Annotated in this window: 23 protein-coding genes and 1 tRNA gene; 13 read left to right on the forward strand and 11 right to left on the reverse strand. The window is 65.9% G+C overall.

All coding sequences use genetic code 11. The features are described from left to right. Positions 1-84: 84 nt before the first annotated feature. The 9 genes from EV662_RS12990 to EV662_RS13030 all read left to right on the forward strand — a co-directional run bounded on the left by EV662_RS12990 (position 85) and on the right by EV662_RS13030 (position 6,123). A tRNA-Leu gene (locus EV662_RS12990) sits at positions 85-171 on the forward strand. A 23-nt stretch (positions 172-194) separates the two neighbouring features. Next, positions 195-806, forward strand: coding sequence for a ribonuclease D (locus EV662_RS12995; RefSeq protein ID WP_132463145.1), 612 nt, complete (start codon positions 195-197; stop codon positions 804-806). Between the two features lie 8 nt (positions 807-814). After that, positions 815-1,774 carry a KpsF/GutQ family sugar-phosphate isomerase gene (locus tag EV662_RS13000; protein WP_132463147.1) on the forward strand — a complete coding sequence of 320 codons (960 nt, stop codon included), beginning with the start codon at positions 815-817 and terminating at the stop codon, positions 1,772-1,774. Between the two features lie 3 nt (positions 1,775-1,777). Beyond that, a complete protein-coding gene (locus EV662_RS13005) occupies positions 1,778-2,386 on the forward strand; it encodes a hypothetical protein (protein WP_132463150.1) in 609 nt (202 codons plus the stop codon). Positions 2,387-2,402: 16 nt separating this feature from the next. Beyond that, the gene (lptA, locus tag EV662_RS13010) at positions 2,403-2,903 is read left to right on the forward strand and encodes a lipopolysaccharide transport periplasmic protein LptA (protein WP_132463154.1); all 501 of its coding nucleotides are present in this window, start codon (positions 2,403-2,405) and stop codon (positions 2,901-2,903) included. After that, the gene (gene lptB / locus EV662_RS13015) at positions 2,900-3,664 is read left to right on the forward strand and encodes an LPS export ABC transporter ATP-binding protein (protein ID WP_132463157.1); all 765 of its coding nucleotides are present in this window, start codon (positions 2,900-2,902) and stop codon (positions 3,662-3,664) included. Before lptA ends, lptB begins: the two co-directional genes overlap by 4 nt. A 10-nt stretch (positions 3,665-3,674) precedes the next feature. Continuing rightward, on the forward strand, positions 3,675-4,946 hold the full coding sequence (locus EV662_RS13020) for an RNA polymerase factor sigma-54 (protein ID WP_132463160.1): 1,272 nt from the start codon (positions 3,675-3,677) through the stop codon (positions 4,944-4,946). Between the two features lie 87 nt (positions 4,947-5,033). After that, positions 5,034-5,597: a ribosome hibernation-promoting factor, HPF/YfiA family gene (gene hpf / locus EV662_RS13025; protein ID WP_132463163.1), complete on the forward strand. Its 564-nt coding sequence runs from the start codon at positions 5,034-5,036 to the stop codon at positions 5,595-5,597. Between the two features lie 58 nt (positions 5,598-5,655). Next, positions 5,656-6,123: a PTS sugar transporter subunit IIA gene (locus EV662_RS13030; protein WP_132463166.1), complete on the forward strand. Its 468-nt coding sequence runs from the start codon at positions 5,656-5,658 to the stop codon at positions 6,121-6,123. Between the two features lies 1 nt (position 6,124). Here the strand turns inward: EV662_RS13030 and EV662_RS13035 are convergent, their stop codons facing one another. The 7 genes from EV662_RS13035 to cysQ form a co-directional block, all read right to left on the reverse strand. Beyond that, positions 6,125-7,519, reverse strand: coding sequence for a nodulation protein NodH (locus tag EV662_RS13035; RefSeq protein WP_207903619.1), 1,395 nt, complete (start codon positions 7,517-7,519; stop codon positions 6,125-6,127). A 46-nt stretch (positions 7,520-7,565) separates the two neighbouring features. Beyond that, a complete protein-coding gene (locus tag EV662_RS13040) occupies positions 7,566-9,263 on the reverse strand; it encodes a DUF5927 domain-containing protein (RefSeq protein ID WP_132463172.1) in 1,698 nt (565 codons plus the stop codon). Next, positions 9,260-10,246: a glycosyltransferase family 2 protein gene (locus tag EV662_RS13045; RefSeq protein WP_132463451.1), complete on the reverse strand. Its 987-nt coding sequence runs from the start codon at positions 10,244-10,246 to the stop codon at positions 9,260-9,262. Before EV662_RS13045 ends, EV662_RS13040 begins: the two co-directional genes overlap by 4 nt. Positions 10,247-10,462: 216 nt before the next feature. Then, entirely contained in the window at positions 10,463-11,449 is a 987-nt protein-coding gene (locus tag EV662_RS13050) for a glycosyltransferase family 2 protein (RefSeq protein ID WP_132463175.1), read from the reverse strand. A 114-nt stretch (positions 11,450-11,563) separates the two neighbouring features. Next, positions 11,564-12,466 carry a UTP--glucose-1-phosphate uridylyltransferase gene (locus EV662_RS13055; RefSeq protein ID WP_132463178.1) on the reverse strand — a complete coding sequence of 301 codons (903 nt, stop codon included), beginning with the start codon at positions 12,464-12,466 and terminating at the stop codon, positions 11,564-11,566. Between the two features lie 263 nt (positions 12,467-12,729). Next, positions 12,730-13,530 (reverse strand): 3-deoxy-manno-octulosonate cytidylyltransferase, encoded by an 801-nt coding sequence (locus tag EV662_RS13060; RefSeq protein WP_132463181.1) that lies wholly within the window; start codon positions 13,528-13,530, stop codon positions 12,730-12,732. Further along, the gene (cysQ, locus tag EV662_RS13065; RefSeq protein ID WP_243695849.1) at positions 13,530-14,327 is read right to left on the reverse strand and encodes a 3'(2'),5'-bisphosphate nucleotidase CysQ; all 798 of its coding nucleotides are present in this window, start codon (positions 14,325-14,327) and stop codon (positions 13,530-13,532) included. The genes EV662_RS13060 and cysQ overlap by 1 nt, the downstream gene beginning before the upstream one ends. 107 nt (positions 14,328-14,434) lie before the next feature. Between cysQ and EV662_RS13070 the strand changes: the two genes are divergently transcribed. Then, positions 14,435-15,259 (forward strand): ABC transporter permease, encoded by an 825-nt coding sequence (locus EV662_RS13070; RefSeq protein ID WP_132463184.1) that lies wholly within the window; start codon positions 14,435-14,437, stop codon positions 15,257-15,259. Between the two features lie 83 nt (positions 15,260-15,342). On the opposite strand, the gene EV662_RS13075 is transcribed toward EV662_RS13070, so the two are convergent. After that, positions 15,343-15,975, reverse strand: coding sequence for an alpha-ketoglutarate-dependent dioxygenase AlkB family protein (locus tag EV662_RS13075; protein ID WP_243695850.1), 633 nt, complete (start codon positions 15,973-15,975; stop codon positions 15,343-15,345). 175 nt (positions 15,976-16,150) lie between these two features. Between EV662_RS13075 and dnaK the strand changes: the two genes are divergently transcribed. The 3 genes from dnaK to radC all read left to right on the forward strand — a co-directional run bounded on the left by dnaK (position 16,151) and on the right by radC (position 20,122). Next, positions 16,151-18,070 (forward strand): molecular chaperone DnaK, encoded by a 1,920-nt coding sequence (gene dnaK, locus EV662_RS13080; RefSeq protein WP_132463187.1) that lies wholly within the window; start codon positions 16,151-16,153, stop codon positions 18,068-18,070. 76 nt (positions 18,071-18,146) lie between these two features. Beyond that, positions 18,147-19,292 carry a molecular chaperone DnaJ gene (gene dnaJ / locus EV662_RS13085; RefSeq protein WP_132463190.1) on the forward strand — a complete coding sequence of 382 codons (1,146 nt, stop codon included), beginning with the start codon at positions 18,147-18,149 and terminating at the stop codon, positions 19,290-19,292. Positions 19,293-19,354: 62 nt separating this feature from the next. Next, a complete protein-coding gene (gene radC / locus EV662_RS13090) occupies positions 19,355-20,122 on the forward strand; it encodes a RadC family protein (RefSeq protein ID WP_132463193.1) in 768 nt (255 codons plus the stop codon). A gap of 4 nt (positions 20,123-20,126) precedes the next feature. On the opposite strand, the gene EV662_RS13095 is transcribed toward radC, so the two are convergent. The 3 genes from EV662_RS13095 to secA form a co-directional block, all read right to left on the reverse strand. After that, positions 20,127-21,683, reverse strand: a complete 1,557-nt coding sequence (locus EV662_RS13095) for a substrate-binding domain-containing protein (RefSeq protein WP_132463196.1) — start codon at positions 21,681-21,683, stop codon at positions 20,127-20,129. A 21-nt stretch (positions 21,684-21,704) separates the two neighbouring features. Continuing rightward, complete coding sequence (locus tag EV662_RS13100) at positions 21,705-22,688, reverse strand: hypothetical protein (RefSeq protein WP_132463199.1); 984 nt, start codon at positions 22,686-22,688, stop codon at positions 21,705-21,707. A 113-nt stretch (positions 22,689-22,801) separates the two neighbouring features. Beyond that, positions 22,802-25,525 carry a preprotein translocase subunit SecA gene (secA, locus tag EV662_RS13105; protein ID WP_132463202.1) on the reverse strand — a complete coding sequence of 908 codons (2,724 nt, stop codon included), beginning with the start codon at positions 25,523-25,525 and terminating at the stop codon, positions 22,802-22,804. Between the last annotated feature and the right edge of the window lie 123 nt (positions 25,526-25,648).

Here is a 25,648-nt window from a genome sequence, read left to right on the forward strand (position 1 = left end):
CCCTCGCAAGACACGCGAAAAAACCCGACGAATCTCCGTTGACACCACCTGCGGGCCTCTGTAAGTCACCGCCTCACGACACCTGCCCAGGTGGCGGAATTGGTAGACGCGCTAGCTTCAGGTGCTAGTGTCCGTACGGACGTGGAGGTTCGAGTCCTCTCCTGGGCACCAACCCCTAAAGACCAGGGGCCATAGTGGCGAATTTCCTATACAAGCATGACCTGCCCGACGATCTGGACCTCGGGTCCGTCGTGGCGATCGATTGTGAAACGATGGGGCTGAACCCGCATCGCGACCGGCTGTGCGTGGTGCAGATGTCGGGCGGCGACGGCAACGCGCATCTCGTTCAGATCGAGAAGGGCCAGACGCAGGCGCCGAATCTGGCGCGGATGCTGGCCGATCCGCAGGTGCTGAAGCTGTTCCATTTCGGCCGGTTCGACATCGCGGCCCTGCTGAACACATTCGGCGTGGTTACGGCGCCGGTCTATTGCACCAAGATCGCTTCGAAGCTGGTGCGCACCTATACCGACCGGCACGGGCTGAAATTCCTGCTGCAGGAATTGCTGGGCGTCGACATCTCGAAACAGCAGCAAAGTTCGGATTGGGGGGCGGAAACGCTGACCGCGGCGCAGCTGGACTATGCCGCGTCGGACGTGCTGCACCTGCATGCGCTGAAGGCGACGCTGGACGTCATGCTGGAACGCGAGGGCCGCATGGACACGGCACAGGCCTGTTTCGATTTCCTGCCGACCCGGGCGCGGCTGGACCTGGAAGGCTGGCCCGAGATCGACATCTTCGCCCATTGAGGCCGGCCATGAACCGCGAAACCTATATCGCCATCGGCCGCCGCGTCCTGACCCGCGAGGCTGATGCCCTGTCGATGCTGGCCGACGGGCTGGACGACAGCTTTGCCCGGGCCGTGGAACTGATCCTGGGCGCCTCGGGCCGGGTGATCGTATCGGGCATGGGCAAATCGGGGCATGTGGCGCGCAAGATCGCGGCCACCTTCGCCTCGACCGGGACGCCCGCCCATTTCGTCCACCCCGCCGAGGCCAGCCATGGCGACCTGGGGATGCTGACGAAGGGCGACGTGTGCCTGGTGCTGTCGAACTCGGGCGAGACGCCGGAACTGGCCGATATCATCGCCCATACGCGGCGCTTCTCGATCCCGCTGATCGGGGTGGCAGGGCGGGCCGAAAGCACTCTGTTGCGCCAGTCGGACGTGGCCCTGCTGCTGCCCGCGGCAGAAGAGGCCTGTCCGATGGGCCTGGCACCCACCACATCCACAACGATGACGCTGGCGCTGGGCGATGCGCTGGCCGTCGCGCTGATGGAGCACCGGCACTTCACGCCCGAGAATTTCCGCGCCTTCCATCCCGGCGGCAAGCTGGGCGCGCGGTTGTCCAAGGTCGCGGACCTGATGCATACGGGCGCCGACCTGCCGCTGGTCGCATCGGGCACGCCGATGGCGGATGCCCTGCTGACCATGAGCCAGAAAAGCTTTGGCGTGGTCGGGGTCGTCGACGCGACGGGCCATTTGTCGGGCATCGTCACCGACGGCGACCTGCGGCGCCACATGGACGGGCTGCTGGAGCGCCGCGTCGACGAGGTGATGACCGCGAACCCGCTGACCGCCGGGCCCGACGACCTGGCGGAAAAGGCCCTGGGCGTGATGAACGGGCGCAAGATCACCTGCCTGTTCGTCGTCGGCGCCGATGGCCGGCCGCAGGGCATCCTGCATATCCACGACTGCCTGCGCGCCGGGATCGCCTGAGGCATGGCCTCGTATGACAACGCCTATTCCCGGTTCATCGCACTGGCCAAGATCGTGCTGCCGCTGGCCGCGCTGGGGCTGTTGTCCACGCTGTTCCTGATCTCGCGGGGGCCGGGGACGGGCGACGATCTGCCCTATGCCCAGGTCGATGTCGACGAATTGCTGCGCGAGCAACGCATCGGCGCACCAAACTATGCGGGCGTTACCCGCGATGGCACCGCCATCGCGCTGCGCGCCGATACCGCCCGGCCCGATCCCGCCACGCCCGGGCGCACCGCCGCCGACCACGTGCGCGCCCGGCTGGACATGCCCGACGGCAGCCATGCCGACATCGCCGCCGAACGCGGCATCGTCGACAGCGACGCGGAAATCGCGCTGCTGGAAGGGAGCGCGCGGATCGATACCTCGACCGGCTACCGGGTACGGGCGGAAACGCTAAGCTCGGCGCTGGGCAAGACCGAGGTTCTGGCCGAGGGACCGGTCGAGGCCGATGGCCCGCCCGGCCGGATCGAGGCGGGCGCCATGCGGCTGAGCACCGATCCCGGTAACGAAGACCGGTACGTTCTGGTTTTCAAGGACGGCGTCAAGCTGGTATACGATCCCGAGAATTAGGGGAAAGGGATTGGTCGTGTCGTTTCGCGTCGCGCTGGCCGTGCTGGCCCTTGCGCTGGGCCCGGCGGTGGCCCTGTCCCAGAACGCCGAGATCGCCTTTGGCGCGCTGTCCCATGACAAGACGCTGCCCGTCGAGGTCACGGCCGAACGGTTGAGCGTCGACCAGAGCGACGGCACCGCCATTTTCACCGGAGAGGTGCTGGTCGGGCAGGGCGACATGCGGCTGTCCGCCGACGAGGTGCTGGTGGTCTATGCCGGCGAGGGTTCGGCCTCGCGCCGCATCGCCCGGATGGAGGCCAGCGGCCAGGTCGTGCTGGCCCTGGGCGCCGAGGCCGCCGAGGCCGATCGCGCGGTCTACACCATCGACAGCGGCAGCATCGTGATGACGGGCAACGTGCTGTTGACCCAGGGGCAAAGCGCGATTTCGGGCGAGCGGCTGGTGGTCGACCTCGACCGCGGCACCGGCTCGATGGAGGGCCGCGTCCGGACCGTGTTGCAGCCCGGCGGGGCGCAATGACCCCCGAGCGCACCGACCTGACCGTGGCCGAGGGCATGGCGGGGCTGCGGGTGCGCGACCTGCGCAAGAATTACCGCCGCCGCCCCGTTATCCGCGATGTCAGCCTGACCCTTGACCGGGGCGAGGTGGTGGCGCTGCTGGGGCCGAACGGGTCGGGCAAGACCACCTGTTTCTATGCCGTCGCCGGGCTGGTCCGACCCGAGGGCGGGCGGGTGACCCTGGACGGGCGCGACGTGACCGGCCTGCCGATGTATCGCCGTGCGCGGCTGGGCATCGGCTATCTGCCGCAAGAGGTCTCGATCTTCCGCGGGCTGAGCGTCGAGGACAACATCATCGCCATCCTCGAGATCGTCGAACGGGACCGGCACAAGCGGCGCGAACGTCTGGAAGAGCTTTTGTCGGAATTCTCCATCGAACACCTGCGCCGGGCGCCCGCGCTGTCGCTGTCGGGCGGCGAACGGCGCCGGGTGGAGATCGCGCGCTGCCTGGCCGCGAACCCGAAATACCTGCTGCTGGACGAACCTTTCGCCGGGGTCGACCCGATCGCGGTGGGGGAAATCCGCGCACTGGTGGCCGACCTCAAGACCCGCGGCATCGGCGTGCTGATCACCGATCACAACGTGCGCGAGACATTGGAAATCGTCGACCGCGCCTATATCCTGCACGATGGCAAGGTGCTGATGAGCGGCACCACCCAGGAGGTGATCCGCGACGAGAACGTCCGGCGGGTCTATCTGGGCCAGAGTTTCCGGATATCGTGACCGGTATCGCATGAACTTCCGTCTTTCCCTGTCCCCGCGCCCGACGCAGGGCCTGCGCCTGACGCCGGGGATGCGCAACGGGCTGGCGATCCTGCGGATGCCCGCGGCCGACCTGTCGGCCGAACTGCATCGCGCGGCCGCCGAGAACCCGTTGATCCGGCTGCACGACCCCCTGCCCGACGCGGCGCAGGCCGGCTGGACCCCCGCCGACACGCTGGCCGCGCCCGACCCCCTGGGGGAACGGTTGCGCCGCCAGATCGCGCTGATGCCGCTGGACCCGGCGACCGCCGCCATCGCGCGGTTCCTGACCGGCGATGTCGGCGAGGACGGGTATCTTGACGCCGAAGCGGCCGAAACCCTGACGGCCTTGGGCGCAGCCCCCGACCAGATCGAGGCCGCCATCGCCGCGCTGCAATCCTGCGAGCCTGCGGGGGTGGGGGCACGCAGCCTGGAGGAATGCCTGGCCCTGCAATTGCGCGAACACGGGGTCCCCGAGGCCGAGGCGCGCGCGGCCTGCACGCATCTGGACCTTTTGGCCGAGCAACGATTCGCCGCGCTGGCCGCGGCCACGGGGCTGTCCGAACCGGCATTGCGCCGAATGGCCGAAATCCTGCCGCGGCTGACACCCCGCCCGGGCGACTCGGTCAATGGCGACCCGCTGCCCCCGGTGCCCGAAATCCTGGTCGAAGAGGGGCCCGACGGGCAATTCACCGCGACGCTGGACCGTCACATGCTACCCAATGTCGAGGTCGACACCAACCTGGCCGAAGGGCTTGCACGCGGGGCCGGGGGCACGCGGATGCGCGACGAGGCGCAGGGCCTGGTCCGCGCGCTGCGCTTTCGCGAACGCACGCTTCGGGCGGTGGCGTGGCTGATCCTGTCGCATCAACACCGGTTCTTTTCCGAGGGCATCGAGCATCTGGCCCCGATGACCCGCGCCGAGATGGCCCGGGCGCTGGGTCTGCACCCCTCGACGGTGGGCCGCGCGCTGGCCGACAAGGCGCTGAGTTTCCGCGGCGCGGTGCATCCGCTGTCGCTGTTCGTGTCGCCGGCCCTGCCCGGACCGGGTGCACGCGGCGTGACCGCCTATGCCGTGCAGCAGCGCATCCGCAGGTTGATCGACGACGAACCGCCCGACGACGCGTTGTCGGATGACCGGATCGCCGAGATGTTGCGCGGCGAGGGCGTTGACATCGCCCGGCGAACTGTCGCCAAATACCGCCAATGCCTGACCATTCCGTCATCCTTCGACCGCAGGAGGCGAAAGGCGCGATGCGGCTGACCCGAAACCCTTAAACCGTTGACCCCGGCGCCCCTCACCTTTAACGGGGGGCAACCCTGCGAAAGGCAGGCAATCCTAGGAGGCAAGATGCTGTATCAGATCAGCGGCAAACAGATCGACATCGGCGAGGCCCTGCAAACCCACGTCAAGAACGAGCTGGACGCGGTCGTGCAGAAATACGCAGAGCGCCCGACTGACGCGAACGTAGTATTTTCGCGCAATGCGCATGAGTATGTCTGCGAAACCACGGTTCACCTGTCGACCGGTCTGACGGCGCAGGCCAAGGCCCACGCCACCGAGATCTACGCGGCCTTCGACAGCTGCTGCGACAAGATGGAAAAGCAGCTGCGCCGCTACAAGCGCAGGTTGAAAGATCACCATCGCGACCGCGCCGAACCGGTTGAACTGATGCAGGCAGCTTCTTATGTTCTGGCCGCATCCGAGCACACGGAGGACGCCGAGCCCGAGAGCCTTCAGCCGATGATCATCGCCGAGATGGAGACCCAGATCCAGTCGATCTCGGTCGGCGAGGCGGTGATGCAGATGGAACTGGCCGGCAAGGATCTGCTGGTGTTCCGAAACGAGAAAACGGGCAAGATCAACGTCGTTCACACCCGCGAAGACGGGAATGTGGGCTGGATCGACCCGTAAGCCGAAGCCGACCTGCCGCGCGCCCACGCGCGCGCGGCACGCCAGAAGCGAGAGGCATATGCAGCTTTCCACACTTCTGAAACCCGAAGCCGTGCGGGTTCTCAGCACCATGTCGAGCAAGAAGCGCCTGTTCCAGGAACTGGGAGAGGTCGCGCATGCCGTCTATGGGCTGTCCGCGAATGCCGCCGTCGATGCGCTGCAGGAACGCGAAAGCCTGGGGCCGACCGGGGTCGGCCACGGCGTCGCACTGCCCCACGCCCGGCTGGCCGGGCTGGACAACGTGCGCGGCGCCTTTGTCAGGCTGGAAAAGCCGATCGATTTCGGTGCGGTCGATCGCAAGCCCGTCGACCTGATCTTTGCGCTGTTCGCGCCCGAGGATTCCGGGGTCGACCACCTCAAGGCGCTGGCGCTGGTGTCGCGGACGCTGCGCGACGCGACGATCTGCGGCAAGCTGCGCGCCAATACCGACCCGGCGACCCTGCACGCCGTTCTGACCGAGGCGCAGACCTCGACACAGGCGGCGTGACCTAGCCCGCCGTCCAGGGACCGTACCCCAGCCCCATATAGTCGCGCTGATAGGCGTTGCGCGCCGCGGCCTCGATCTCGTCATCGTAGATCGCGGCCAGCGGCACCGGCGAGGGGTCGTCCTGCGACGCGGGCAGGCCGGGCGCGTCGGCACCCACCTGCGCGGCCAGCATCGGCAATTCGATCGCCATCCGTTCGGCACGCAGCACCATGTCGGGCAGCACGACCTGGGCAAATCCTTCCAGCACTCGGGTCTGCGACGCCCAACTGGCATCGACGCGCAGCCCGGTCTGTCCCCCGAGATTGCCCTTGAGAAAGCGCAGGAAGGCGAAGAACGCCGTCCGGTGCGCGGCAGCGTCGTAGTCCGGGCCTGGCGCGCCCTCGGGCAGGGGCACGCCATAGCTTTGGCGCAGCGCGGCGCGGATCACCGGGAAACTGCCCGGCCCCGTGGGCAGGATATGGGCGGCAAAGGCCGCATGCGCGCGCGCCAGCGGGTGCGTCACCACGGTAAAGCTGCGATGGCCGGGGCTTTGGCGTTTCCATTGGCGCAGCGATTTCTGGGTAAAGCCGCGCCGAAGCGCCCCGGTGCCGGTGCCGTCCAGCGCGCCAAGCCAGGCCTCGACCTGCGCCACGGGTCCGCCCTGGATCGGCAGGAACAACAGCGGGCTTTCGGGCGCGGCGACATGGCCGGGCACCGCGGGACCGCGGCGGGGTTCGAAACAGGGGGTCCGCGACAGGTCGAACCGATCGAACCGGGCCAATGCGTCTTCCATTTCGGCGAAATTCACCACCTTGGCCGACAGGGGGTCCGGGTTCTGCTTTTTCAGGCGGTCCGATACCGTCTCGATCCGCGCCGCAACACCCAGGAACGCCAAAAGCCCGTTCAGCACCTCGGCATCGGCGATGTCTTCGTAGGCCAGGTAAAAGGCGGTTTGCCCGCTGGTCTGCAAGCCGCGCTGCAGCCGAAGCTGAAACGCCTGCACTTGGTCGAGATACCGGGCGAAATCGCGCGCATCGAACCGAACCTGGGCGGTGCGGGCATGTTTCATGTCGGTCAGGCGCCACTGGCCGGTTTCCCGCGCGATCCGCTGCGAGACATAGCTTTCGACCGGGTTGCGGGTCAGCACGATCTTGGCGCAGCGCCGATCGGCCAGCACGCGCGCCAGAACGCGCGGATCGTGGTCGTGGAAAAAGCGAAAGCCGGGCAATCCCTCGTCCGCCCGCGCCATCGCGTCGAGCAACAACGCGGGGTCGCGGTCGCGTTGATCCTGGGTGACACCCAGAAGCGCGCGCTTGTCCTTGCCACCGACGAAATGCGGATTGAACGCCTCGCCATAGCACCGCAGCCCCGGGACGGCGTTCAGGTTTTCCTCGAGAAAATTCGATCCGGTCCGCATCTCGGCGAAGATGACGAAGCTGTCGAAGGGGCCGGCGCCGGTCACGTCATTGCACCAGGTAGGGTTTCCTGGGCCGGGCCGGCAGGGCCTGCAACTCGTCGCCCACCAGGAAATCGCCCATCAGATGCGGTTTCATCCCCTGGTTCTTGAGGTTCTGCAGGAATTGGCCAAAGCCCGCCAGATCGGCCAATCGCGGCGCCTCGGTCAGGCGGCGTTGGGCGCGCGGCGCGATTTCGTCGATCAGGATCTGCAGGGGTTCCATCGGGTTCTGGACGAAATCCGCCATCGTCCAGATCCGCACCCGCGCCCGCGTATGGGGCGAGCGCAGGATCTGCAGGTGCGCCGCCTCGATCCGCTGCAACTGGGCCGCACGTTTGCGCAGATCGACAAAGCTTTGCCGGGAGTGGAACAGCGGCACGGCCCAGGCCCCGGTGATGACCGAGATCTGTGCGTTCGGGTCGGCCGCCATGAACCAGCTGATCTGCTGGTTGTCGGCGGGACCGAACTGCCAGCATTGCCGTTCCCCGCGTGTGTTCCAGATCAGGTTGGTCAGAAACGCCTTGGGGTCGTAGTCGCGGATCGCCGCGCTGTCGGACAGACCGCCATTATAGACCGGCACGCCCCCGGCGAACTGCGCCCGCTCGGGGTCGAACAGGTGGCCGTGGACCCGCGCGCCGACCGACCGGCCCAACCAGTCCTCGAAATCCTGGAACAGCTCGGCAAAACCCTCGAACACCGAATAGGGCGCGCAAGTGCGCCCGTTTTCCCAGCCTTCGCGGGGGAACCGGCTTTGCATGTACAACCCCGCCCGGCCACGGGTGCGCCGCTCCACCGCCTTGGAAAACAGCCGGTCGATCTTGCCGGGGTTTGGTTCGGCACGGTTGGCCGCGCCAGCATCGGCCCCGAGGAAGGTATCGTAAAGCCGGTTCGCCTGCGGCCAGACCTTGCGCGCGACAAAACAGTCCGACCGGCGCAAGAGTTGCAGGTGATCGTCGTAGAAGATGTGCGGCTTGCCCTGGAAATCGAACTTCGACAGCGTCAGCGAGCGGCTTTCGATCTCGGTCGCGTGTCGTCGCACAAGGGTCTGGAAATAGCTTTCGTCGGGGATCCAGACCCGGCGGAAATAACGTTCATAGATCTCGCGCCGGGGGTCGTTCAGGATCGTCGTCAGCGTTCGCCGCGTCAGGCACCACCATTGCGAGCCCAAATGCGGCGCGATCCCCTCGGGCACGCGACGGCGGACCCCCAACCGGCGCTGGAGGCGAACATAGCGGTCGAACAACCGGCGGTGGCGTTTCCATGCAAAGGGAAAACGCAGCGAGAACCTTTCCTTGCCCAGCCCCCCGACGATCCAGTCCACCTCTTCGGCGATGACGGATTCGATGAAATCCGTACGCGGCCGTTCGGCCAGATAGGCGCGCAACTCGTCCACTGGGCGAAGCGGCAGGCAAGAGCCCGAGGCCAGGTAGACATGGTCGATCTCGGGAAATTCCTCGAGCGCCATCTCGGTTCCGGCGATGGCCGCGGCGACGATCGACCAGGTGCCCCACTCGCAGCGATAGCGCCCGCAGAAGCGGATATTCGCAAGATCCCCCAACCCGGCCCTAAAGGCGCGCATCTCGGCGCGGGGCACGCGCCGGTCGACATGGATCACCACCGGGCAATCCTGCGCCGCCCAATGCCGCGCCACTGCGGCCGCCCGGTCGAGCGCGGTGTGCACCAGCATGACGAACCCCACGCTCATGCCCAGTTCCCCTTGGACATCAGCCCCAGGATTTCGAGCTGGCGCCAGTTGATGTATTTCTCGGACCACTTGCACCACAGATCCGGGTGGTCCTTCAGCTTGGCGTGATAGGCGCGGTATTCGTGACTGTTGGCATAGTGCTGGCGGCGGGTTAGTTCCTCGGCCGCCTTGTCTACGAACCCATCCAGGAACTTGGCGTGCAACAGCGCGCCGCTCGCTTTTTCGCCGCCCCACTCGTCATAAACGAGGTTCAGACCCCGTGGCAAAAGCATGTGGGTCGAGCTGATATAGACGAAACCGCGTTCCCAGCGGACCAGCGGGATCTTGTTCAGCGCGGGCGCCCGTTCGGGCCGGTCGGGGAAGAACGCGCGCGCGCGGGGCCCGCCCTGGATCCACAGGTTCCGGTATTTCCCGTTCTTGCGGATCGTGTAATTGCCGCTGTCGAACCAGGATGCGATCTCGAACGGGTCCTGGCCCGCGCGATAGGGCAGGGCGTCGATCGGACCCTTGGGATACATGTCCACCAGCATCGCCCCGAACGACCGGATCGCCGAGGTATCCAGCCAGTCGCACAGCGCCGGGATCGAGCGGGTGTCGCAGAACGGGTAGACGAAGAATTCGTCGACATCCACGGTCAGGGTCCAGTGCCCGTGGCCATATCGCATGAGCAGCCAGTTGACCCAGTCCAGGCCGAAATGCGCCTTGCGGTAACTGGCATCGGTCGACCAGAGCGAGACATCGGGCTGATCGGCGAGGAATTCGCGCGAGCCGTCATCGGACCCGTTGTCGACCACCAGGAAATGGCCGATCCCGTGGCGCCGGTAGTAGTCCAGGAAATAGGGCAGGCGGACCGCCTCGTTGCGCAGCACCACAAAGGCCAGAACGTCGGTCGGGGCGATGTCCGAGGTGCGGTCGGCGACGCGCGAAAGCTGCCAGCGCTTGCGCCGCGCCCTGAATTTCCACAGCTTGCGCTCCATGCGCATACGGTATGAGGACAGCGCGCCCAATGGCTCTCCTGCCTGTGTCCGACTTCGGGAGTCTGCCTCTGGCCTAACGGAAACCGGCTAACCGCGTGTTAAAGGCGTCTTGCCGCGCCCCTTATCGGTCTGCTTCCGGCACCGACCATCCCTCGGTCACTGCTCGCCGTGAAAGATACGCAGGCGGCCCGCGCAAGTAAACGGACCATTCGCGCGCGGACTTCAGTCCCAGCCGCCCCGTGACATGAGGCCCAGCGCCTCGAGCTGGCGCCAACCGTCATAACGGGTCGAGTCGGGACACCAGAGATCGGGATTGGCGATCAGCGCGTCGTAATAATCTTCGTACAGCGCACAATTGGCGAAATGCTCGCGCCGGCGCTTCTCCTCGCGGGATTTCTCTACGATCGAGGGCAGGAACTTGGTATGCAGCAGCACGCCCGACGGCAAGTCTCCGGCCTCCCGGCCCCGCACCCGGTTCAGCCGGGTGGGCAGCGCCGAATGGGTCGAACTGACATAGGCATAGCGCCGGTGCCAGCGGATCAGCGGCGTCTTGGACAGGGTGGGCGCGCGTTCGGGTTCGGCGGCAAAGAACATCCGCTGGCGCACGCCGCCCCGCACCAGCAGGTTCTTCAGGGGCGGCTGGTACTTGGTGGCGATGTTGCCCGCGTCGAACCAGCCGATCACCTCGGTCGGGTCCTGCCCGGGCGCATAGTGGCCGTCGGCGACCGGACCCTTGGGATACAGGTCCAGCATCACCGCGCCGAAGGCGGGCTGGCCATGCGCATCCAGCCAGGCGGTCAGATCGGGCAGCGGCCGCGTGTCGTGATGCGGATAGACCAGCAATTCGTCGGCATCCAGGGTCAGGCACCAGTGGCCGTGACCGTGGCGGATCATCAGCCAGGTCAGCCAATCCATCCCGAACCGCGACAGGCGGTAACTGTGGCCGGTGCGCCAAAGCGAAACGTCGGGCTGGGCGGCCAGCAGATCGCGTGTGCCGTCGTCGCTGTCATTGTCCACCACCAGGAAATGAGCAACGCCCAGCGCCCGGTGATGGGCCAGGAAATATGGCAGCCGCTCGGCCTCGTTCCGGACGGAGGCAAGGCCCAGGATATCCGCCTTGCCGATTTGCCCCGTTCGGTCGCACACCGGAATCAGTTGGCCACGCTTTCGGAACGCGCGCAACAACAGCCGACGGCGCGTCCAGTGCATGCGATAGGCCGTCCAAAGCGCATGCCAGTCGGGGATCGCGGTGCGGCGCAGCGGCCGCCTGCCCTTCCCGCCGGCAGGTTGCGGAGCCTCGGCCAGGCGCATGGGGCCGCGGGGTTACTGGGCGGCCTCGCGCATCGAAACCAGGTCGACGAGATATTCCATGAACTCGTCGCGCAACTCGGGGCGCGCCATGGCGAAGGACACCGTGGCCTGCAGGAATCCGGCCTTGGAACCGCAGTCGAAGCGCTGCCCCTTGAAGCGGAAGCCATAGACGCCCTGCCCGTCGATTTCTTCGGCGATGGCGTCGGTCAGCTGGATTTCCCCGCCCGCGCCGGTGCGGCCATGCTTGCGGTTCTGATCGAGGTTGTGCAGCACCTTGGGCGTCAGGATATAGCGTCCGATCACCGCCAGGTTCGAGGGCGCCTCGTCCACGGCGGGTTTTTCGACCATGCCCTTCACCAGAACCTTGTCGCCCAGGTCGCGGTCGACGTCCAGGATACCGTAGGCCTTGGTCTTTTCGTGCGGCACTTCCATAGCGGCGACCATGTTGCCACCGGTTTCCTCATAGGCCTCGATCATCTGCTGAAGGCAGGGCTTGTCGGACGCGATCACATCATCGGGCAGAATCACCGCGAAGGGTTCGTTCGCGATCAGGCGCCGGGCGCACCACACCGCATCGCCCAGGCCCGCCGGCTTGTGCTGGCGAATATAGGCGATCGCGCCGCTTTCCATGTTGGTGGTTTCGAGGATCTTGAGCAAATCGTCCTTGCCCGACTTGCGCAGCGACGCCTCGAGCGTGGGCGCGTAATCGAAATAGTCCTCGAGCGCCCCCTTGCCGCGCGAGGTGACGAAGATGAATTCCTTGATCCCCGCAGCGCGCGCCTCGTCGATCGCGTACTGGATCAGCGGGCGGTCCACGAGGGTCATGATCTCTTTGGGGATCGACTTGGTGGCAGGCAGAAAGCGAGTTCCGAGGCCCGCGACGGGAAAGACGGCTTTGGTTACCTTGCGCTTCATTTGCTCGATCGTCCCTTCGTTTTCTTAACCAGTCGACCGACGGATCCGCCGATCTGCTTCCCGCTCACGTTTAATGCATCACAATCTTACCAAAAAGGTGACGCGGGACCTTGATCCAATATACTTTCCGTTACGGCAACAAAGTGGCGCGAGCACAACAATTCCGTTCTTTCAGGCAAAGATGTGCCATCCCGGTACACATTTTTGGCCGCATTTCGCCGGCGCGGCAACATGGACGAAGGGACAGGCTGCACAGGCCCCGATCAATCCAGGCCCATTTCGGCCATCATCGACTCGATCCGGGGAACGTCCTCGGGGTTGTTCAACTCCCAGAACTGGCGGCCGCGCGCCTCGACCTCGACGCACAGCACCGGGCGTTCGCGTTCGAGGAAACGCAACTGTTCCAGCCCCTCCAGACGTTCCAGCGGCCCAGCCTCCCAGCGGTGATAGGCGGCCAACGCCGAGGGCCTGTAGGCATAGACGCCGACATGGTGAAAGACGGGCGTCGGCGCATCGTCGGAAAAGATCTGACCGGTATAGGGTATGACCTCTTTCGAGAAATAAAGCGCGCGACGGTCCCAACCGAATACCGCGGTCGTACCCCCCACACGCCCGGCCCGACGGTCGGCCAGCAACGCGTTGAGCGACCGCCCGTCGCAGCGCAAGACCGGCGTCGCGACCTCGGCCACCGGGTCGGCGGCCAGTCCCGCGACAAGGTCCTCGACGAACCAGGCGGGCGTCAGCGGGGCATCGCCCTGCAGGTTCACCACGATCTCGAACCCACCGCCAAGGGTGTCGAAGGCCTCGGCCACGCGCTCGGTGCCGTTGGCGCATCGCTCCGATGTCATCACCACCTCGGCACCGAACCCTTCGGCCGCTGCGCGGATACGGTCGTCATCGGTGGCAACCACCACGCGCGCCACGCCCGACACCGCCTGCGCGGCCAGCCAAGACCGCTCGATCAGGGTCTTCTCCTGCCCCGAGGCGCCTTTCAATGCCACCAGTGGCTTGCCCGGATACCGGGTGGACGCAAAGCGCGCGGGGATAACGATCAGCACCGACATCAGGCGGGCCGAAGAACAACGTCGGGCGAACAGGCGATGAAGAACGGGTTCTCGTAGCCCGGCTTGCCATAGGTCAGCGGCCCATGGTCGTCGAACCGTACCACCCGGCCACCTGCCCCCGCCAGTACAGCGTGACCCGCGGCGGTGTCCCATTCCATCGTGCGACCGAGGCGCGGGTAAAGATCGGCCTCGCCGGTCGCCACGAGGCAGAATTTCAGCGAAGAGCCCGCGCTGGTCATGTCCTTGACGGCGTATTTCGCGATGTAGTCGTCGGTCGCCTGGTCGCGATGCGACTTCGACGCCACGACGATCAGCGCCCCGTTGTCGGGCTGCGACACCGAGAGAGGCGTAACCGGCCCCACCGCGTCGACGGCAAGCGGCCCGGTTTCCTCGACCGCGGCGCCATCGGCGCGGGTGTAGAACAGCCGCCCCTTGGCCGGCGCATAGACCACGCCGCGCACCGGCTGGCCATCCTCGACCCAGGCGATGTTCACGGTGAAATCACCCCGCCGCTTGACGAATTCCTTGGTGCCATCCAGCGGATCGACGATCAGGAAGTTCGCGGCGCGTTCGGCATGGGTGTCAGCCTGCTCCTCGGTCACGATCAACGCGCCGGGGAACGCACGGGCGAGTTCGTCGGTGATCATCGCGTCGGCGGCCTCGTCCGCCTCGGTCACGGGGCTGGAATCGGACTTGGCGCGCACCTCGAAATCGTCCGAACGGTAGATCTCCATGATGCGCGCCCCGGCCAGCAGCGCGGCGCGCCGCATCACGGACTCGAGCTTGGCGTAATCCAAATCTGACTCCTTTCGGGCGCGGATTGTAAGGAAATCGCAAGCCCCTTATGCTTGCGTGGCAGGCGAACGGCAAGGGCGGGCAACGCCTGGAACGCACGGAAGGGTCCATGTTCCACACGAGCAGATCTCGATCGACGACGATGGGCGGGCTGCGCCTGCTGCTGCTGATTTACCACGGCAGCGTGCGGCACGTGCGCCGCAGCCACCGCAATGCGCTTGTGGGGCTGGTGATGAACATCCTGCAGACGGTGATCTTCGTCGCCGCCTTCTACCTGATGTTCACGCTGATCCCCGGCATGCGCGGCTCGGCGATCCGGGGTGATTTCCTGCTGTACCTGATGTCGGGCATCTTCCTGTTCCTGACCTTCAACAAGACCATGGGCGCCGTCATCGCCTCGGAAGGACCCGCCTCGCCGATGATGCAGCACGCCCCGATGAACACGATCGTGGCGATCGGTTCGGCCGCGTTCGGCACGCTCTACATCCAGATCCTGTCGATGCTGGTGGTGGGCTTCGTCTACCATACCGCGTTCACCCCGATCACGATCCACGACCCCGCGGACGCCTTCGCGATGGTGATGCTGTCCTGGTTCTCGGGGCTGTCGATCGGGATGGTCTTTCTTGCGATGAAGCCATGGGCGCCGGGCTTCGTCGGCCTGGTCTCGACGATCTTCCAGCGCATGAACATGATCGCCTCGGGCAAGATGTTCGTGGCCAACATGCTGCCGGGATACATGCTGGCCCTGTTCGACTGGAACCCGCTTTTCCATTGTATCGACCAGGCGCGGGGATTCACCTTCATCAATTACAACCCGCATTTCACCTCGATCGAATACCCGCTTTACATCAGTATCGCGCTGATCATGGTCGGCCTGATGGGCGAGTTCTACACGCGCAAGTTCGCCTCGGCGAGTTGGTACGCCCGGCGCTAGAACAACGTCCCGCCTCCTTGTCTTGGAAAAATACTCCGGGGGCCCGGGGGCAAGGCGATCCACCGGCAGCCGCAGAGGCCCCCCTAGTCCACCACTCGAAGCGTCAGGTTGATCCGCCCACCGCCGGCAAGCAAACTCGACGAGCCGGCACGCACCCGGTCGATGCCGTGATGGACCAACCGCGCCGCGCCCCCCATCACCAGAACATCGCCCGAATTCAGCCAAAGGCTTTCGGTCGGCCCACCCCGCTCAACACGGCCGATGCGGAACCTGGCCGCGTCGCCCAGCGAGATCGAGACGACCGGCCAGCGGAAATCGGCCTCGTCGCGGTCCTGGTGCATGCCCATCTTCGCGCCCTCGCCATAGTAGTTGACGAGGCAACAGTCGGGCCGGCGGTCCAGCCCGGTGACTGCGTCCCACACCGCCAGCGCCGATGCCGGGATAGGCGGCCAGCCCACCCCGGACGGGTGGCGCGGCTCGTACCGATAGCCGCGCCGGTCCGACACCCAGCCAAAGCGCCCGGCCGAGGTCATGCGCACGCTCATCTTCCGGCCCCGGCGGGTTTCGGGCTGGAACAGCGGCGCGGCCGCGACGACCGCACGCACCTCGTCGACCATCGCGCGCTGGCCCTCCGGGTCCAGCCAGCCGGGAAAAACCTCGACCCCGCGCACCACCATCGCGTGCCCCGGCCGCTTTGCGCCATCCCCCTCAGACATCGTTCACCACGCTCACATTTCTGTCATATGCCAAGCTTGCAGGGTCCCTGACCCCTCCTTATATAGCCCCAAGACACGGGTCCGGGGCCAATCCCCGGCCGATTTTTGGGATCGGAGGACAGAGGCCTTTTCAGGGTCTGGCCTCCACAACATCGCCGAAGAAGAGGTAACACACATGGCCAAAGTCATCGGGATCGACCTTGGGACCACCAACTCCTGCGTCGCCATCATGGACGGGTCGCAGCCGCGCGTGATCGAGAACGCCGAAGGCGCGCGCACCACCCCCTCGATCGTCGCCTTCACCGACAACGAACGCCTGGTCGGCCAGCCCGCGAAACGCCAGGCCGTCACCAACCCCGACAACACGATCTTCGCCGTCAAGCGCCTGATCGGCCGTCGCGCCGATGACGAGGCGGTGGAGAAGGACCGCAAGCACGTCCCCTACACCATCGTCGATGGCGGTAATGGCGACGCCTGGGTCGAGGTGCGCGGCGAGAAATACAGCCCCAGCCAGATCTCCGCCTTCATCCTGCAGAAAATGAAGGAAACCGCCGAAAGCTATCTCGGCGAAAAGGTGGAACAGGCCGTCATCACGGTGCCCGCCTACTTCAACGATGCCCAGCGTCAGGCCACCAAGGACGCCGGCAAGATCGCCGGGCTCGAGGTCCTGCGCATCATCAACGAACCGACCGCGGCCGCGCTGGCCTATGGTCTGGACAAGAAGGAAACCCGCACCATCGCGGTCTATGACCTTGGCGGCGGCACCTTCGATATCACCATCCTTGAAATCGACGACGGTCTGTTCGAGGTGAAATCCACCAACGGCGACACGTTCCTTGGCGGTGAAGACTTCGACATGCGCATCGTCGCCTATCTGGCCGACGAGTTCAAAAAGGAACACGGCGTCGACCTGACCAAGGACAAGATGGCGCTTCAACGCCTGAAGGAAGCCGCCGAAAAAGCCAAGATCGAGCTTTCGTCCTCCAGCCAGACCGAGATCAACCAACCGTTCATCTCGATGGACAAGGACACCGGCACACCGCTGCACATGGTCATGAAGCTGACCCGGGCAAAGCTGGAAAGCCTGGTGAGCGACCTGATCAAGAAATCGATCAAGCCCTGCCAGGACGCGTTGAAGGATGCCGGCCTGTCCACTGGTGACATCGACGAGGTGGTGCTGGTCGGCGGCATGACCCGGATGCCCCGCGTGATCGAGGAAGTGACCAAGTTCTTCGGCAAGGAACCGCACAAGGGCGTGAACCCCGACGAGGTCGTCGCCATGGGTGCGGCGATCCAGGCCGGCGTGCTGCAGGGTGACGTCAAGGACGTGGTCCTTCTGGACGTGACGCCGCTGTCCCTGGGGATCGAGACGCTGGGCGGCGTGTTCACCCGGTTGATCGACCGTAACACCACGATCCCCACCAAGAAGTCGCAGATCTTCTCGACCGCCGAGGACAACCAGTCGGCGGTGACGATCCGGGTCTTCCAGGGCGAGCGTGAAATGGCGGCCGACAACAAGATGCTGGGCCAGTTCAACCTGGAGGACATCCCGCCCGCGCCGCGCGGCATGCCCCAGATCGAGGTGACCTTCGACATCGACGCCAACGGCATCGTGTCCGTGTCGGCCAAGGACAAAGGCACCGGCAAGGAGCAAAAGATCACGATCCAGGCCTCGGGCGGTCTGTCCGATGACGAGATCGAACAGATGGTCAAGGATGCCGAGTCCAACGCCGAGGCCGACAAGGCCCGACGCGAACTGGTCGAGACCAAGAACCAGGCCGAAAGCCTCATACATTCGACCGAGAAGTCGATCGAGGAGCATGGCGACAAGGTCGACCCCTCGACCGTCGAGGCGATCGAACTGGCGGTCGCCGCCCTCAAGGACGTGCTGGAAACCGACGATGTCGGCAAGATCAAGGGCGGCATCCAGAACGTCTCCGAGGCCGCGATGCGTCTGGGCGAGGCGATCTACAAGGCCCAGCAGGAAGAGGCCGCCGGCGCCGATGCCGACGAGGCCGATGGGCCCAGCAGCGTCGACGAGGACATCGTGGACGCCGAATTCGAAGACCTGGACGACGACAGGAAGCGTTCGTAACGAGCGACCGGAACCCAAGCGGCCGGTCCGGGGAAAACCCGGGCCGGCCCGCGCGTTCCGGGCAGAGGGATAGCCGATGGCAAAGCGTGATTTCTACGAGGTCCTGGGTATCGCCCGCGGCGCTTCGGCCGACGAGATCAAGAAGGCCTACCGCAAGAAGGCCAAGGAGTTGCACCCCGACCGCAACGCCGACAACCCCAAGGCCGAATCCCAGTTCAAGGAGGTCAACGAGGCCTACGAGACGCTCAAGGACCCCGACAAGAAGGCCGCCTATGACCGGTTCGGTCATGCCGCCTTCGAACAGGGTATGGGCGGCGGGCCGCGCCCCGGGGGGCCGGGCTTTGGCGGCGGCGATTTCGCATCCGCGTTCTCGAACGTCTTCGACGACCTGTTCGGCGATTTCATGGGCGGCGGGGCGGGCGGGCGGCAGCGCGCCACGCGCGGCTCGGACCTGCGCTACAACCTGCGCATAAAACTGGAAGACGCCTATGGCGGCCTGCAAAAGACGATCAACGTCCCCGGGTCGGTCGCCTGCGATGTCTGCAAGGGCACCGGCGCCGAGGGCGGCGCGGAGCCTGCCACCTGCCCGACCTGTTCGGGCATGGGCAAGGTGCGCGCGCAACAGGGATTCTTCACCGTCGAGCGTACCTGCCCGACCTGCGGCGGCATGGGCCAGATCATCAAGAACCCGTGCAAGGCCTGCGGCGGTGCCGGACGGGTCGAAAAGGAACGCGCGCTGTCGGTGAACATCCCCGCGGGCGTCGAGACCGGCACCCGTATCCGCCTGGCAGGCGAGGGTGAGGCCGGCCTGAGGGGTGGACCGCCGGGCGATCTTTACATCTTCATCGAAGTCACAGAACACCCGCTGTTCGAACGCGAAGGCATGAACCTGTATTGCCGCGTGCCGGTGTCGATGGCGAACGCGGCATTGGGCGGCGAGATCGAGGTACCGACGATCGACGGCGGCCGCTCGCGCGTAAAGGTGCCGGCCGGCAGCCAATCGGGCCGGCAGATGCGCCTGCGCGGCAAGGGCATGCCGGGGCTGCGCGGTGGCGGGCATGGCGACATGTTCATCGAACTGGCGGTCGAAACGCCCGTGAACCTGACCTCGAGGCAAAAGGAACTGTTGCGCGAGTTCGAGGAACTCAGCGAAGAGAACAACCCCGAGGGGTCCAGCTTCTTTCGCAAGGTCAAGAGCTTCTGGGACGGGATGAAAAGCTGACGCCGGGATTTCCGGCCCGGTGTTAACGTTTCGTTCAGCATGGTTTTCGTAGGCTCGGGGCGATGACTCGCCCACGTGACACCAACCAGCTTTCGGAACCGCCGCTGCCGATCTTCACCGAGGCGCAGCCTGTCCCGCGTGCCCGCGGCGACCGGCTGCCGTCCTACCTGCGCGACCACCGGCAACGGCTGCGCACCCGCTTCATGGATGGCGGGGCGGACGCGATGCCCGATTACGAACTGCTGGAAATGGTATTGTTCCGCGCGATCCCGCGGCAGGACGTCAAGCCGCTGGCCCGCGCCCTTCTGGAACGGTTCGGCGATTTCAACGGCGTCCTTTCGGCCCCCACCGCCCGCCTGCGCGAAGTGCGCGGGGTGGGCGATGCGGTTCTAGTCGAACTCAAGCTGATCGAGGCCGCCGCGCACCGGCTGGCGCGGGCGCGCGTCATGCACCGGCCGGTGATCTCGGGTTGGGACGCCCTGCTTGACTATTGCCGCACCTCGATGGCCCATCGCGAAACGGAACAGTTCCGCGTCCTTTTCCTGGACCGCAAGAACATCCTGATCGCCGACGAGGAACAGGCGCACGGCACAGTCGATCACGTTCCGGTCTACCCGCGCGAAGTGGTCAAGCGCGCGCTTGAACTGAACGCTTCGGCCCTGATCCTGGTGCACAACCACCCGTCGGGCGACCCGACGCCGTCCGACTCGGACATCGCGATGACCGAACAGATCGCCACGGGCTGCACCGCGCTTGGTCTTGTTCTGCACGATCACCTGATCGTCGGAAAGGCGCGCGAAATCAGCTTTCGCGCCGAGGGCTTTCTTTAACCCGTCAGCGGACCCACACCTCGACACGGCGATTGATGAGACCGCCCCAAGCGCTTTGGTCACAGGCAATGGGCAGCGCCTCGCCGAATGCCTCGATACGCAGGCGGAACCTGCCGGGATCGGCGGCCGTCGCCGTCGCCAGAACGGCATCGCGTACGGCCTCGGCCCGCGCGCGCGCAATCCGGCGGTTCGGTCCGGCCGCGCCCGCGCCATCGCTGAAACCGGCAAAGATCAGCGTGCGTCCATCATACAGCCCCGCCTCGAGCGCCCGCGCAAGCGCCCCGACATTGCCATGGGATTGCGCATCCAACTCGGCCGATCCGCCGGCGCGGAACCGGAACGTGGTGGTCAGCCGCGCCGCGTCCGAAAGCACGGCGACAAGGCGCTGTAATTCCGACAGCGGCACCTCAGGGCCGGCCTGGGCGATCGCCTGGCCCAGCCTGTCCCCCTGCCGTCCGAAGGGGATCGTCTCGCTCAACTGGTCGACGAACCCGGCCCGGCGGATCACCAGCTGCGCTGCGGGTGTCTCGAGATAGGCCAGGAACTCGCGCGCGAACAGCGGCAGCCGGCGCGCCGGCGTATACAGGAAAAGCGGCGCGACGAACGGGTAATCCTCGGTCTTGACCGACTGCCGCGTGGCGATCAGGCGCATGCCGCAGCCGCCGATCAACGGCAGCTGCTGCGCCGCGCCCAAGGCCGAAAGCCGGGTGAGACCCAAGCCCAGCGGGTCGCGCGCCACCGCTTGGGAAAGGTCGGTGGCATCTGCGTGGCGGCGGGCCGCCGGGCTGGGCGGCACGCCCCGCAGGACGCGCGCCGCCACCGCCTGTTGCAGCCCGTCGCGCCGGTCAAGAAGGTGCACGGAAACGGGCGCCTGCGGGCCGCCGAGCACCGACCAGTCGCCGATCTGGCCGATCAGGATCGCCACCATGTCATCGATCGCAAGAGCCTGCACCGGCTGCCCCGGCGCGACCACCGGAACGATCGCGTCCAGCGCGACCACGTGGCGTCGTGCCGGGTCGCCCAGATCGCCGAAGCCCGCATCGCGGACGCGCCGCACCTCGTCGGGCAGCGGTTCGCGCGCGGCCATGACGATATCGGTCTCGTCGGCCAGAAGGTCGGCGAACCCCTCGTCGGTGCTGCCGATCCGCAAGGCGATCTCGGCCGCGACGTGACCGGTATCACGATCACTCAGCACGAAAATCCGGTCCACGCCGTCGGCTTGCCGCACCACCTCGAACCCACGCTTGTCGGCATAGGCTTCGATCAGCGCCGGGATCAGAAGCCGCCCAAGGGCCGGTGCCCCCGACAGCCGAAAGCGCGCGACATAGGCCTCCATTTCCGGACAGCCGGGCCCCGTGCATATCACGCCCTGGCCGTCGAGCGTCAGCGGCCCGTAAACCGTTTCGACCCGGTAAAACTCGCCATCGAAACTGATAAGAGTGCCGCTGATCTCGACCGATCCGTCTCGCGAGGTCAGCGTGACATCCTGCGCGCGGGCGGGCAGGGGCACAGCCATGAGAAACAGCGCGGCGAGGAGCGCCGCGCATCCAAAAAACCGCATCTGTGCAAAGCCCGGACCACCTTAGTTCGTGGCGAGTTTCCGGTCTTGGGGCAGGTTTTTCAACACCAGAAATTCGCCCACGGCATCACAGCCCGGCAAGACAAAGCTGACGACTCCCGACGTCATGCTGCCGGCCCTGTCGGGCAGTACGGTCTGCGCCTCGATCTCGCGGCCGCAGTTGGCCGGCGTCACCTGGGCCTCAACCGACAGGCGCAGATCCTGCGCCCCGGCCGGTGCGGTATAGACCTGCGCAATTCGGCCCCCGGGCAGCCCGGGATCGCCCAGAACACGCAGTGTTCCCCGTGCGCCGATCCCCTGCGGCGCCGCAGCCCAGACATGGCCAGCCCCGCCAAAGCGCGCGCCGGCCTCATAGGCGTGCAGTTGCATTCCGCCTGCGCCCACGGTGACCAGCGCGGCATGGCGGCGTCCCGCGGCCGCGGGCAGGGACAGGGCATGGGCCACGGTCGCACCATCGTCGAATTCGGCCACGAAGGCGGCGGCGGGCACCATGACCGGCACCTCGACACTCAGCAGGCCAAGCTGGTCGGTCACCTCGGTGAAGCTGATAAGGTCATGGTGCAGCGTGACGCGCCGACCCGGCCGGCAAGGCGCCGAGAGGATCAGACGCACCGTCGCCTCATCCGTGGCTTCGGCGGTCATCTCGGGGCCGCAGGGCAAGCCGGACACACCAAGGGCGGGCATTTTCAGCCCGCGGATGGCCGGGCCATCGGCGGGCCGCTGGGCCGGGGTGGCCACCAGGCGAACCGGGCCGGGATGCAAACCTTCGGGGGTGGCAGGATCATCGGGCAAGGCGGGTATCGCCGAGACACCACCGGAAGCGGGCGCCACCGGCCCGCGGGCGGCCAACAGCGTGATGTCGGCCAGGGCGATTTCGGCCATCTCGGCTTGGTGGTGCGGCTGGCTGCGTTCCATGTACTGGCCCGAGGCCACCACGGTTGCAACGCTCAGCCCAATCGCCAACAATCGCTGTTTTCGTTTCTTCATGCCACCCTCTTGGCACACCAAGCCTGCAACTTGGTTAAAGGCCAAAAGCGGCGAAGACGTGGCATGTCTGCGGGCATTTGGCGACCGGCATCGGACCGAATCCGGTCATCCGTTCACACGATCTGGCCGTGGCAATGCTTGAATTTGCGCCCAGACCCGCACGGGCAGGGATCGTTCCGCCCCGGGCTGCCCCAGGTTTCGGGGCGCGTCTCGTCAAAGCCCTCGGTCGCGCCCGCGTTGGGCTGCGGCGCCTGTCCGGGCGCGGCGGCATGCTGGGCGGTGCTTTGGGCCGCGGCGGCGGCCATCCGATCCTGCTGTTCGGCCAGTTGACGCAACATGGCGCCGCGCTCTTCCTCGGTCAGCGGGCGGATCTGGCCAAGCTTCTTGCTGACATCTTCGCGCAGCGCGTTCAGCATCGACTCGAACAAAGTGAACGATTCCGTCTTGTACTCGTTCAGCGGGTCGCGCTGCGCATAGCCGCGGAATGCCACGACCGACCGCAGATGTTCCAGCGTCAACAGATGTTCGCGCCACTTTGCATCGATGGTCTGCAACAGCACCTGCTTTTCGATGCCACGCATCGCCTCGGGGCCGAATTGCGCGGCCTTGACGGCCATCGCCTCGTCGGAGGCATCGCAGATCCGCTCGCGGATATCCTCGTCGTCGACACCCTCTTCGTCTGCCCAGGCCGCGACCGGCACGTCAAGGTTGAGTTCCTCGATCAGCGCCTCGCGCAGGCCGTCGGTGTCCCACTGGTCGGCATAGGATTTGGGCGGCATGTAGGTTTCCACCAGGTCGTCGATCACCTGGTGGCGCATGTCCTGAACGATCTCGGAAAGGTCGTCGGACTCCATGATTTCCATGCGCTGGCCAAAGATGACCTTGCGCTGGTCGTTCATCACGTCGTCGAACTTCAGCAACTGCTTGCGGATGTCGAAGTTGCGGCCCTCGACCTTGGCCTGGGCCTTTTCAAGGCTCTTGTTCACCCAGGGATGGACGATCGCCTCGCCCTCTTTCATCCCCAGCGTCGACAGCACCTTGTCCAGCCGGTCGGACCCGAAGATGCGCATCAGGTCATCTTCCAGCGACAGGAAGAACGCCGACCGCCCCGGGTCGCCCTGGCGGCCGGAACGGCCACGCAACTGGTTGTCGATACGGCGGGATTCGTGGCGTTCGGTGCCCAGAACGAACAGGCCACCGGCATCGAGAACCTTCTGTTTCTCGTCGGCGTGCTCGGCCTCGATACGGGCGCGGATTTCGTCGGGATGGGCCTCGGGGTCGGCGGCCAGCGCCTCCATCACCTGCATCTCGACATTGCCGCCCAGCTGGATGTCGGTGCCGCGGCCGGCCATGTTGGTGGCGATGGTCACCGCGCCCAGCCGGCCCGCATCTGCCACGATCTTGGCCTCTTGCTCGTGGTGGCGCGCGTTCAGCACGTTGTGCGGAACCTTCGCCTTCTTGAGCATCTCGGACAGCATCTCGGACTTTTCGATCGAGGTGGTACCGACAAGAACCGGTTGGCCCTTGGCATTCGCCTCCTTGATCGTTTCGACGATGGCCGCGTATTTCTCGGCCGCGGTTCGATAGACGGCGTCGTGTTCGTCCTGGCGGGCGATGGGGCGGTTGGTCGGGATCTCGACCACACCCAACCCGTAGATCTGCATGAACTCTTCGGCCTCGGTGGCCGCGGTGCCGGTCATGCCCGCCAGCTTGTCGTACAGACGGAAATAGTTCTGGAAGGTGACCGAGGCCAGCGTCACGTTCTCGGGCTGGATCTTGACGCCCTCCTTGGCCTCGATGGCCTGGTGCAGACCCTCGGACAGGCGCCGACCGCGCATCATGCGCCCGGTGAATTCGTCGATCAGCATCACCTCGCCGTCGCGGACGATGTAATCCTTGTCCTTGAGGAACAGCTTGTGCGCCTTGAGCGCCTGCGTCGCGTGGTGGACGATGGTCGTGCTTTCGGGGTCATACATCGACTGACCCTCGGGGAGGATGCCCAACTCATGCAGGCGCTCCTCCATGAACTCGTTGCCTTCCTCGGTGAAGGTGACGTTCCGGGTCTTTTCGTCCAGCTTGTAATGCTCTTCCGACAGGTCGGGCACCACCTTGTCGAGCGTCGTGTACAGCTCTGACCGATCCTGGGACGGGCCGGAGATGATCAGCGGCGTCCGCGCCTCGTCGATCAGGATCGAGTCGACCTCGTCGACGATGGCGAAGTGGTGGCCGCGCTGCGACATGTCGGCCAGTTCCGACTTCATGTTGTCGCGCAGATAATCGAAACCCAACTCGTTGTTGGTGGCATAGGTGATGTCGGCGCGATACGCGGCGCGCTTTTCGTCGTCGGGCTGCCACGGATAGACGACGCCGCAGGTCATACCCAACGCGCCATAGACCTTGCCCATCCATTCCGAGTCGCGCTTGGCCAGGTAGTCGTTGACGGTGACGATATGCACGCCCTTGCCGGTCAGCGCGTTCAGATAGGCCGGGAAGGTCGCGACCAGCGTCTTGCCCTCGCCGGTCTTCATCTCGGCGATGTTGCCACGGTGCAGGAAGATACCCCCCACCAGCTGCACGTCGAACGCCCGCAGGCCCAGCGCCCGGCGCGCGCCCTCACGGCAGTTGGCAAAGGCTTCGGGCAGCAGATCATCAAGGCTTTCACCCCCGGCGATGCGGCGGCGGAATTCCTCGGTCTTGGCGATCAGGCCCTCGTCGCTCAGCGCCTGGAACTCGGGTTCCAACTCGTTGATACGCGCCACAAGGGGGCGGACCTTCTTGACCTGACGGTCGTTCTTGGTGCCGAAGACCTTACGGCTGACTGTTCCGATGCCCAGCATGTTCACTCCGCGGCGGCTGCGTGTCTCAAGGGATGTTGTTCGACGGACGCCTTGCCCGCCTGACGATGCGGCAATAGAAGTGGCCTGAGACTGGAGACCGACCCCAAGGACCACAAGCGATGT

The sequence above is a fragment of the Rhodovulum marinum genome (assembly GCF_004343075.1).
Classification (GTDB): Bacteria; Pseudomonadota; Alphaproteobacteria; order Rhodobacterales; family Rhodobacteraceae; genus Rhodovulum; species Rhodovulum marinum.

What these genes read in the sequence shown, in the direction of transcription:
- EV662_RS13000 (WP_132463147.1), top strand. Translation starts at nt 815, where the DNA reads ATGAACCGCGAAACCTATATCGCCATCGGCCGCCGCGTCCTGACCCGC.
- EV662_RS13005 (WP_132463150.1), top strand. Translation starts at nt 1,778, where the DNA reads ATGGCCTCGTATGACAACGCCTATTCCCGGTTCATCGCACTGGCCAAG.
- lptB (WP_132463157.1), top strand. Translation starts at nt 2,900, where the DNA reads ATGACCCCCGAGCGCACCGACCTGACCGTGGCCGAGGGCATGGCGGGG.
- EV662_RS13020 (WP_132463160.1), top strand. Translation starts at nt 3,675, where the DNA reads ATGAACTTCCGTCTTTCCCTGTCCCCGCGCCCGACGCAGGGCCTGCGC.
- hpf (WP_132463163.1), top strand. Translation starts at nt 5,034, where the DNA reads ATGCTGTATCAGATCAGCGGCAAACAGATCGACATCGGCGAGGCCCTG.
- EV662_RS13030 (WP_132463166.1), top strand. Translation starts at nt 5,656, where the DNA reads ATGCAGCTTTCCACACTTCTGAAACCCGAAGCCGTGCGGGTTCTCAGC.
- EV662_RS13035 (WP_207903619.1), bottom strand. Translation starts at nt 7,519, where the DNA reads ATGCGGACCGGATCGAATTTTCTCGAGGAAAACCTGAACGCCGTCCCG.
- EV662_RS13040 (WP_132463172.1), bottom strand. Translation starts at nt 9,263, where the DNA reads ATGAGCGTGGGGTTCGTCATGCTGGTGCACACCGCGCTCGACCGGGCG.
- EV662_RS13045 (WP_132463451.1), bottom strand. Translation starts at nt 10,246, where the DNA reads ATGCGCATGGAGCGCAAGCTGTGGAAATTCAGGGCGCGGCGCAAGCGC.
- EV662_RS13050 (WP_132463175.1), bottom strand. Translation starts at nt 11,449, where the DNA reads ATGCACTGGACGCGCCGTCGGCTGTTGTTGCGCGCGTTCCGAAAGCGT.
- EV662_RS13055 (WP_132463178.1), bottom strand. Translation starts at nt 12,466, where the DNA reads ATGAAGCGCAAGGTAACCAAAGCCGTCTTTCCCGTCGCGGGCCTCGGA.
- EV662_RS13060 (WP_132463181.1), bottom strand. Translation starts at nt 13,530, where the DNA reads ATGTCGGTGCTGATCGTTATCCCCGCGCGCTTTGCGTCCACCCGGTAT.
- EV662_RS13070 (WP_132463184.1), top strand. Translation starts at nt 14,435, where the DNA reads ATGTTCCACACGAGCAGATCTCGATCGACGACGATGGGCGGGCTGCGC.
- EV662_RS13075 (WP_243695850.1), bottom strand. Translation starts at nt 15,975, where the DNA reads ATGTCTGAGGGGGATGGCGCAAAGCGGCCGGGGCACGCGATGGTGGTG.
- dnaK (WP_132463187.1), top strand. Translation starts at nt 16,151, where the DNA reads ATGGCCAAAGTCATCGGGATCGACCTTGGGACCACCAACTCCTGCGTC.
- dnaJ (WP_132463190.1), top strand. Translation starts at nt 18,147, where the DNA reads ATGGCAAAGCGTGATTTCTACGAGGTCCTGGGTATCGCCCGCGGCGCT.
- radC (WP_132463193.1), top strand. Translation starts at nt 19,355, where the DNA reads ATGACTCGCCCACGTGACACCAACCAGCTTTCGGAACCGCCGCTGCCG.
- EV662_RS13095 (WP_132463196.1), bottom strand. Translation starts at nt 21,683, where the DNA reads ATGCGGTTTTTTGGATGCGCGGCGCTCCTCGCCGCGCTGTTTCTCATG.
- EV662_RS13100 (WP_132463199.1), bottom strand. Translation starts at nt 22,688, where the DNA reads ATGAAGAAACGAAAACAGCGATTGTTGGCGATTGGGCTGAGCGTTGCA.
- secA (WP_132463202.1), bottom strand. Translation starts at nt 25,525, where the DNA reads ATGCTGGGCATCGGAACAGTCAGCCGTAAGGTCTTCGGCACCAAGAAC.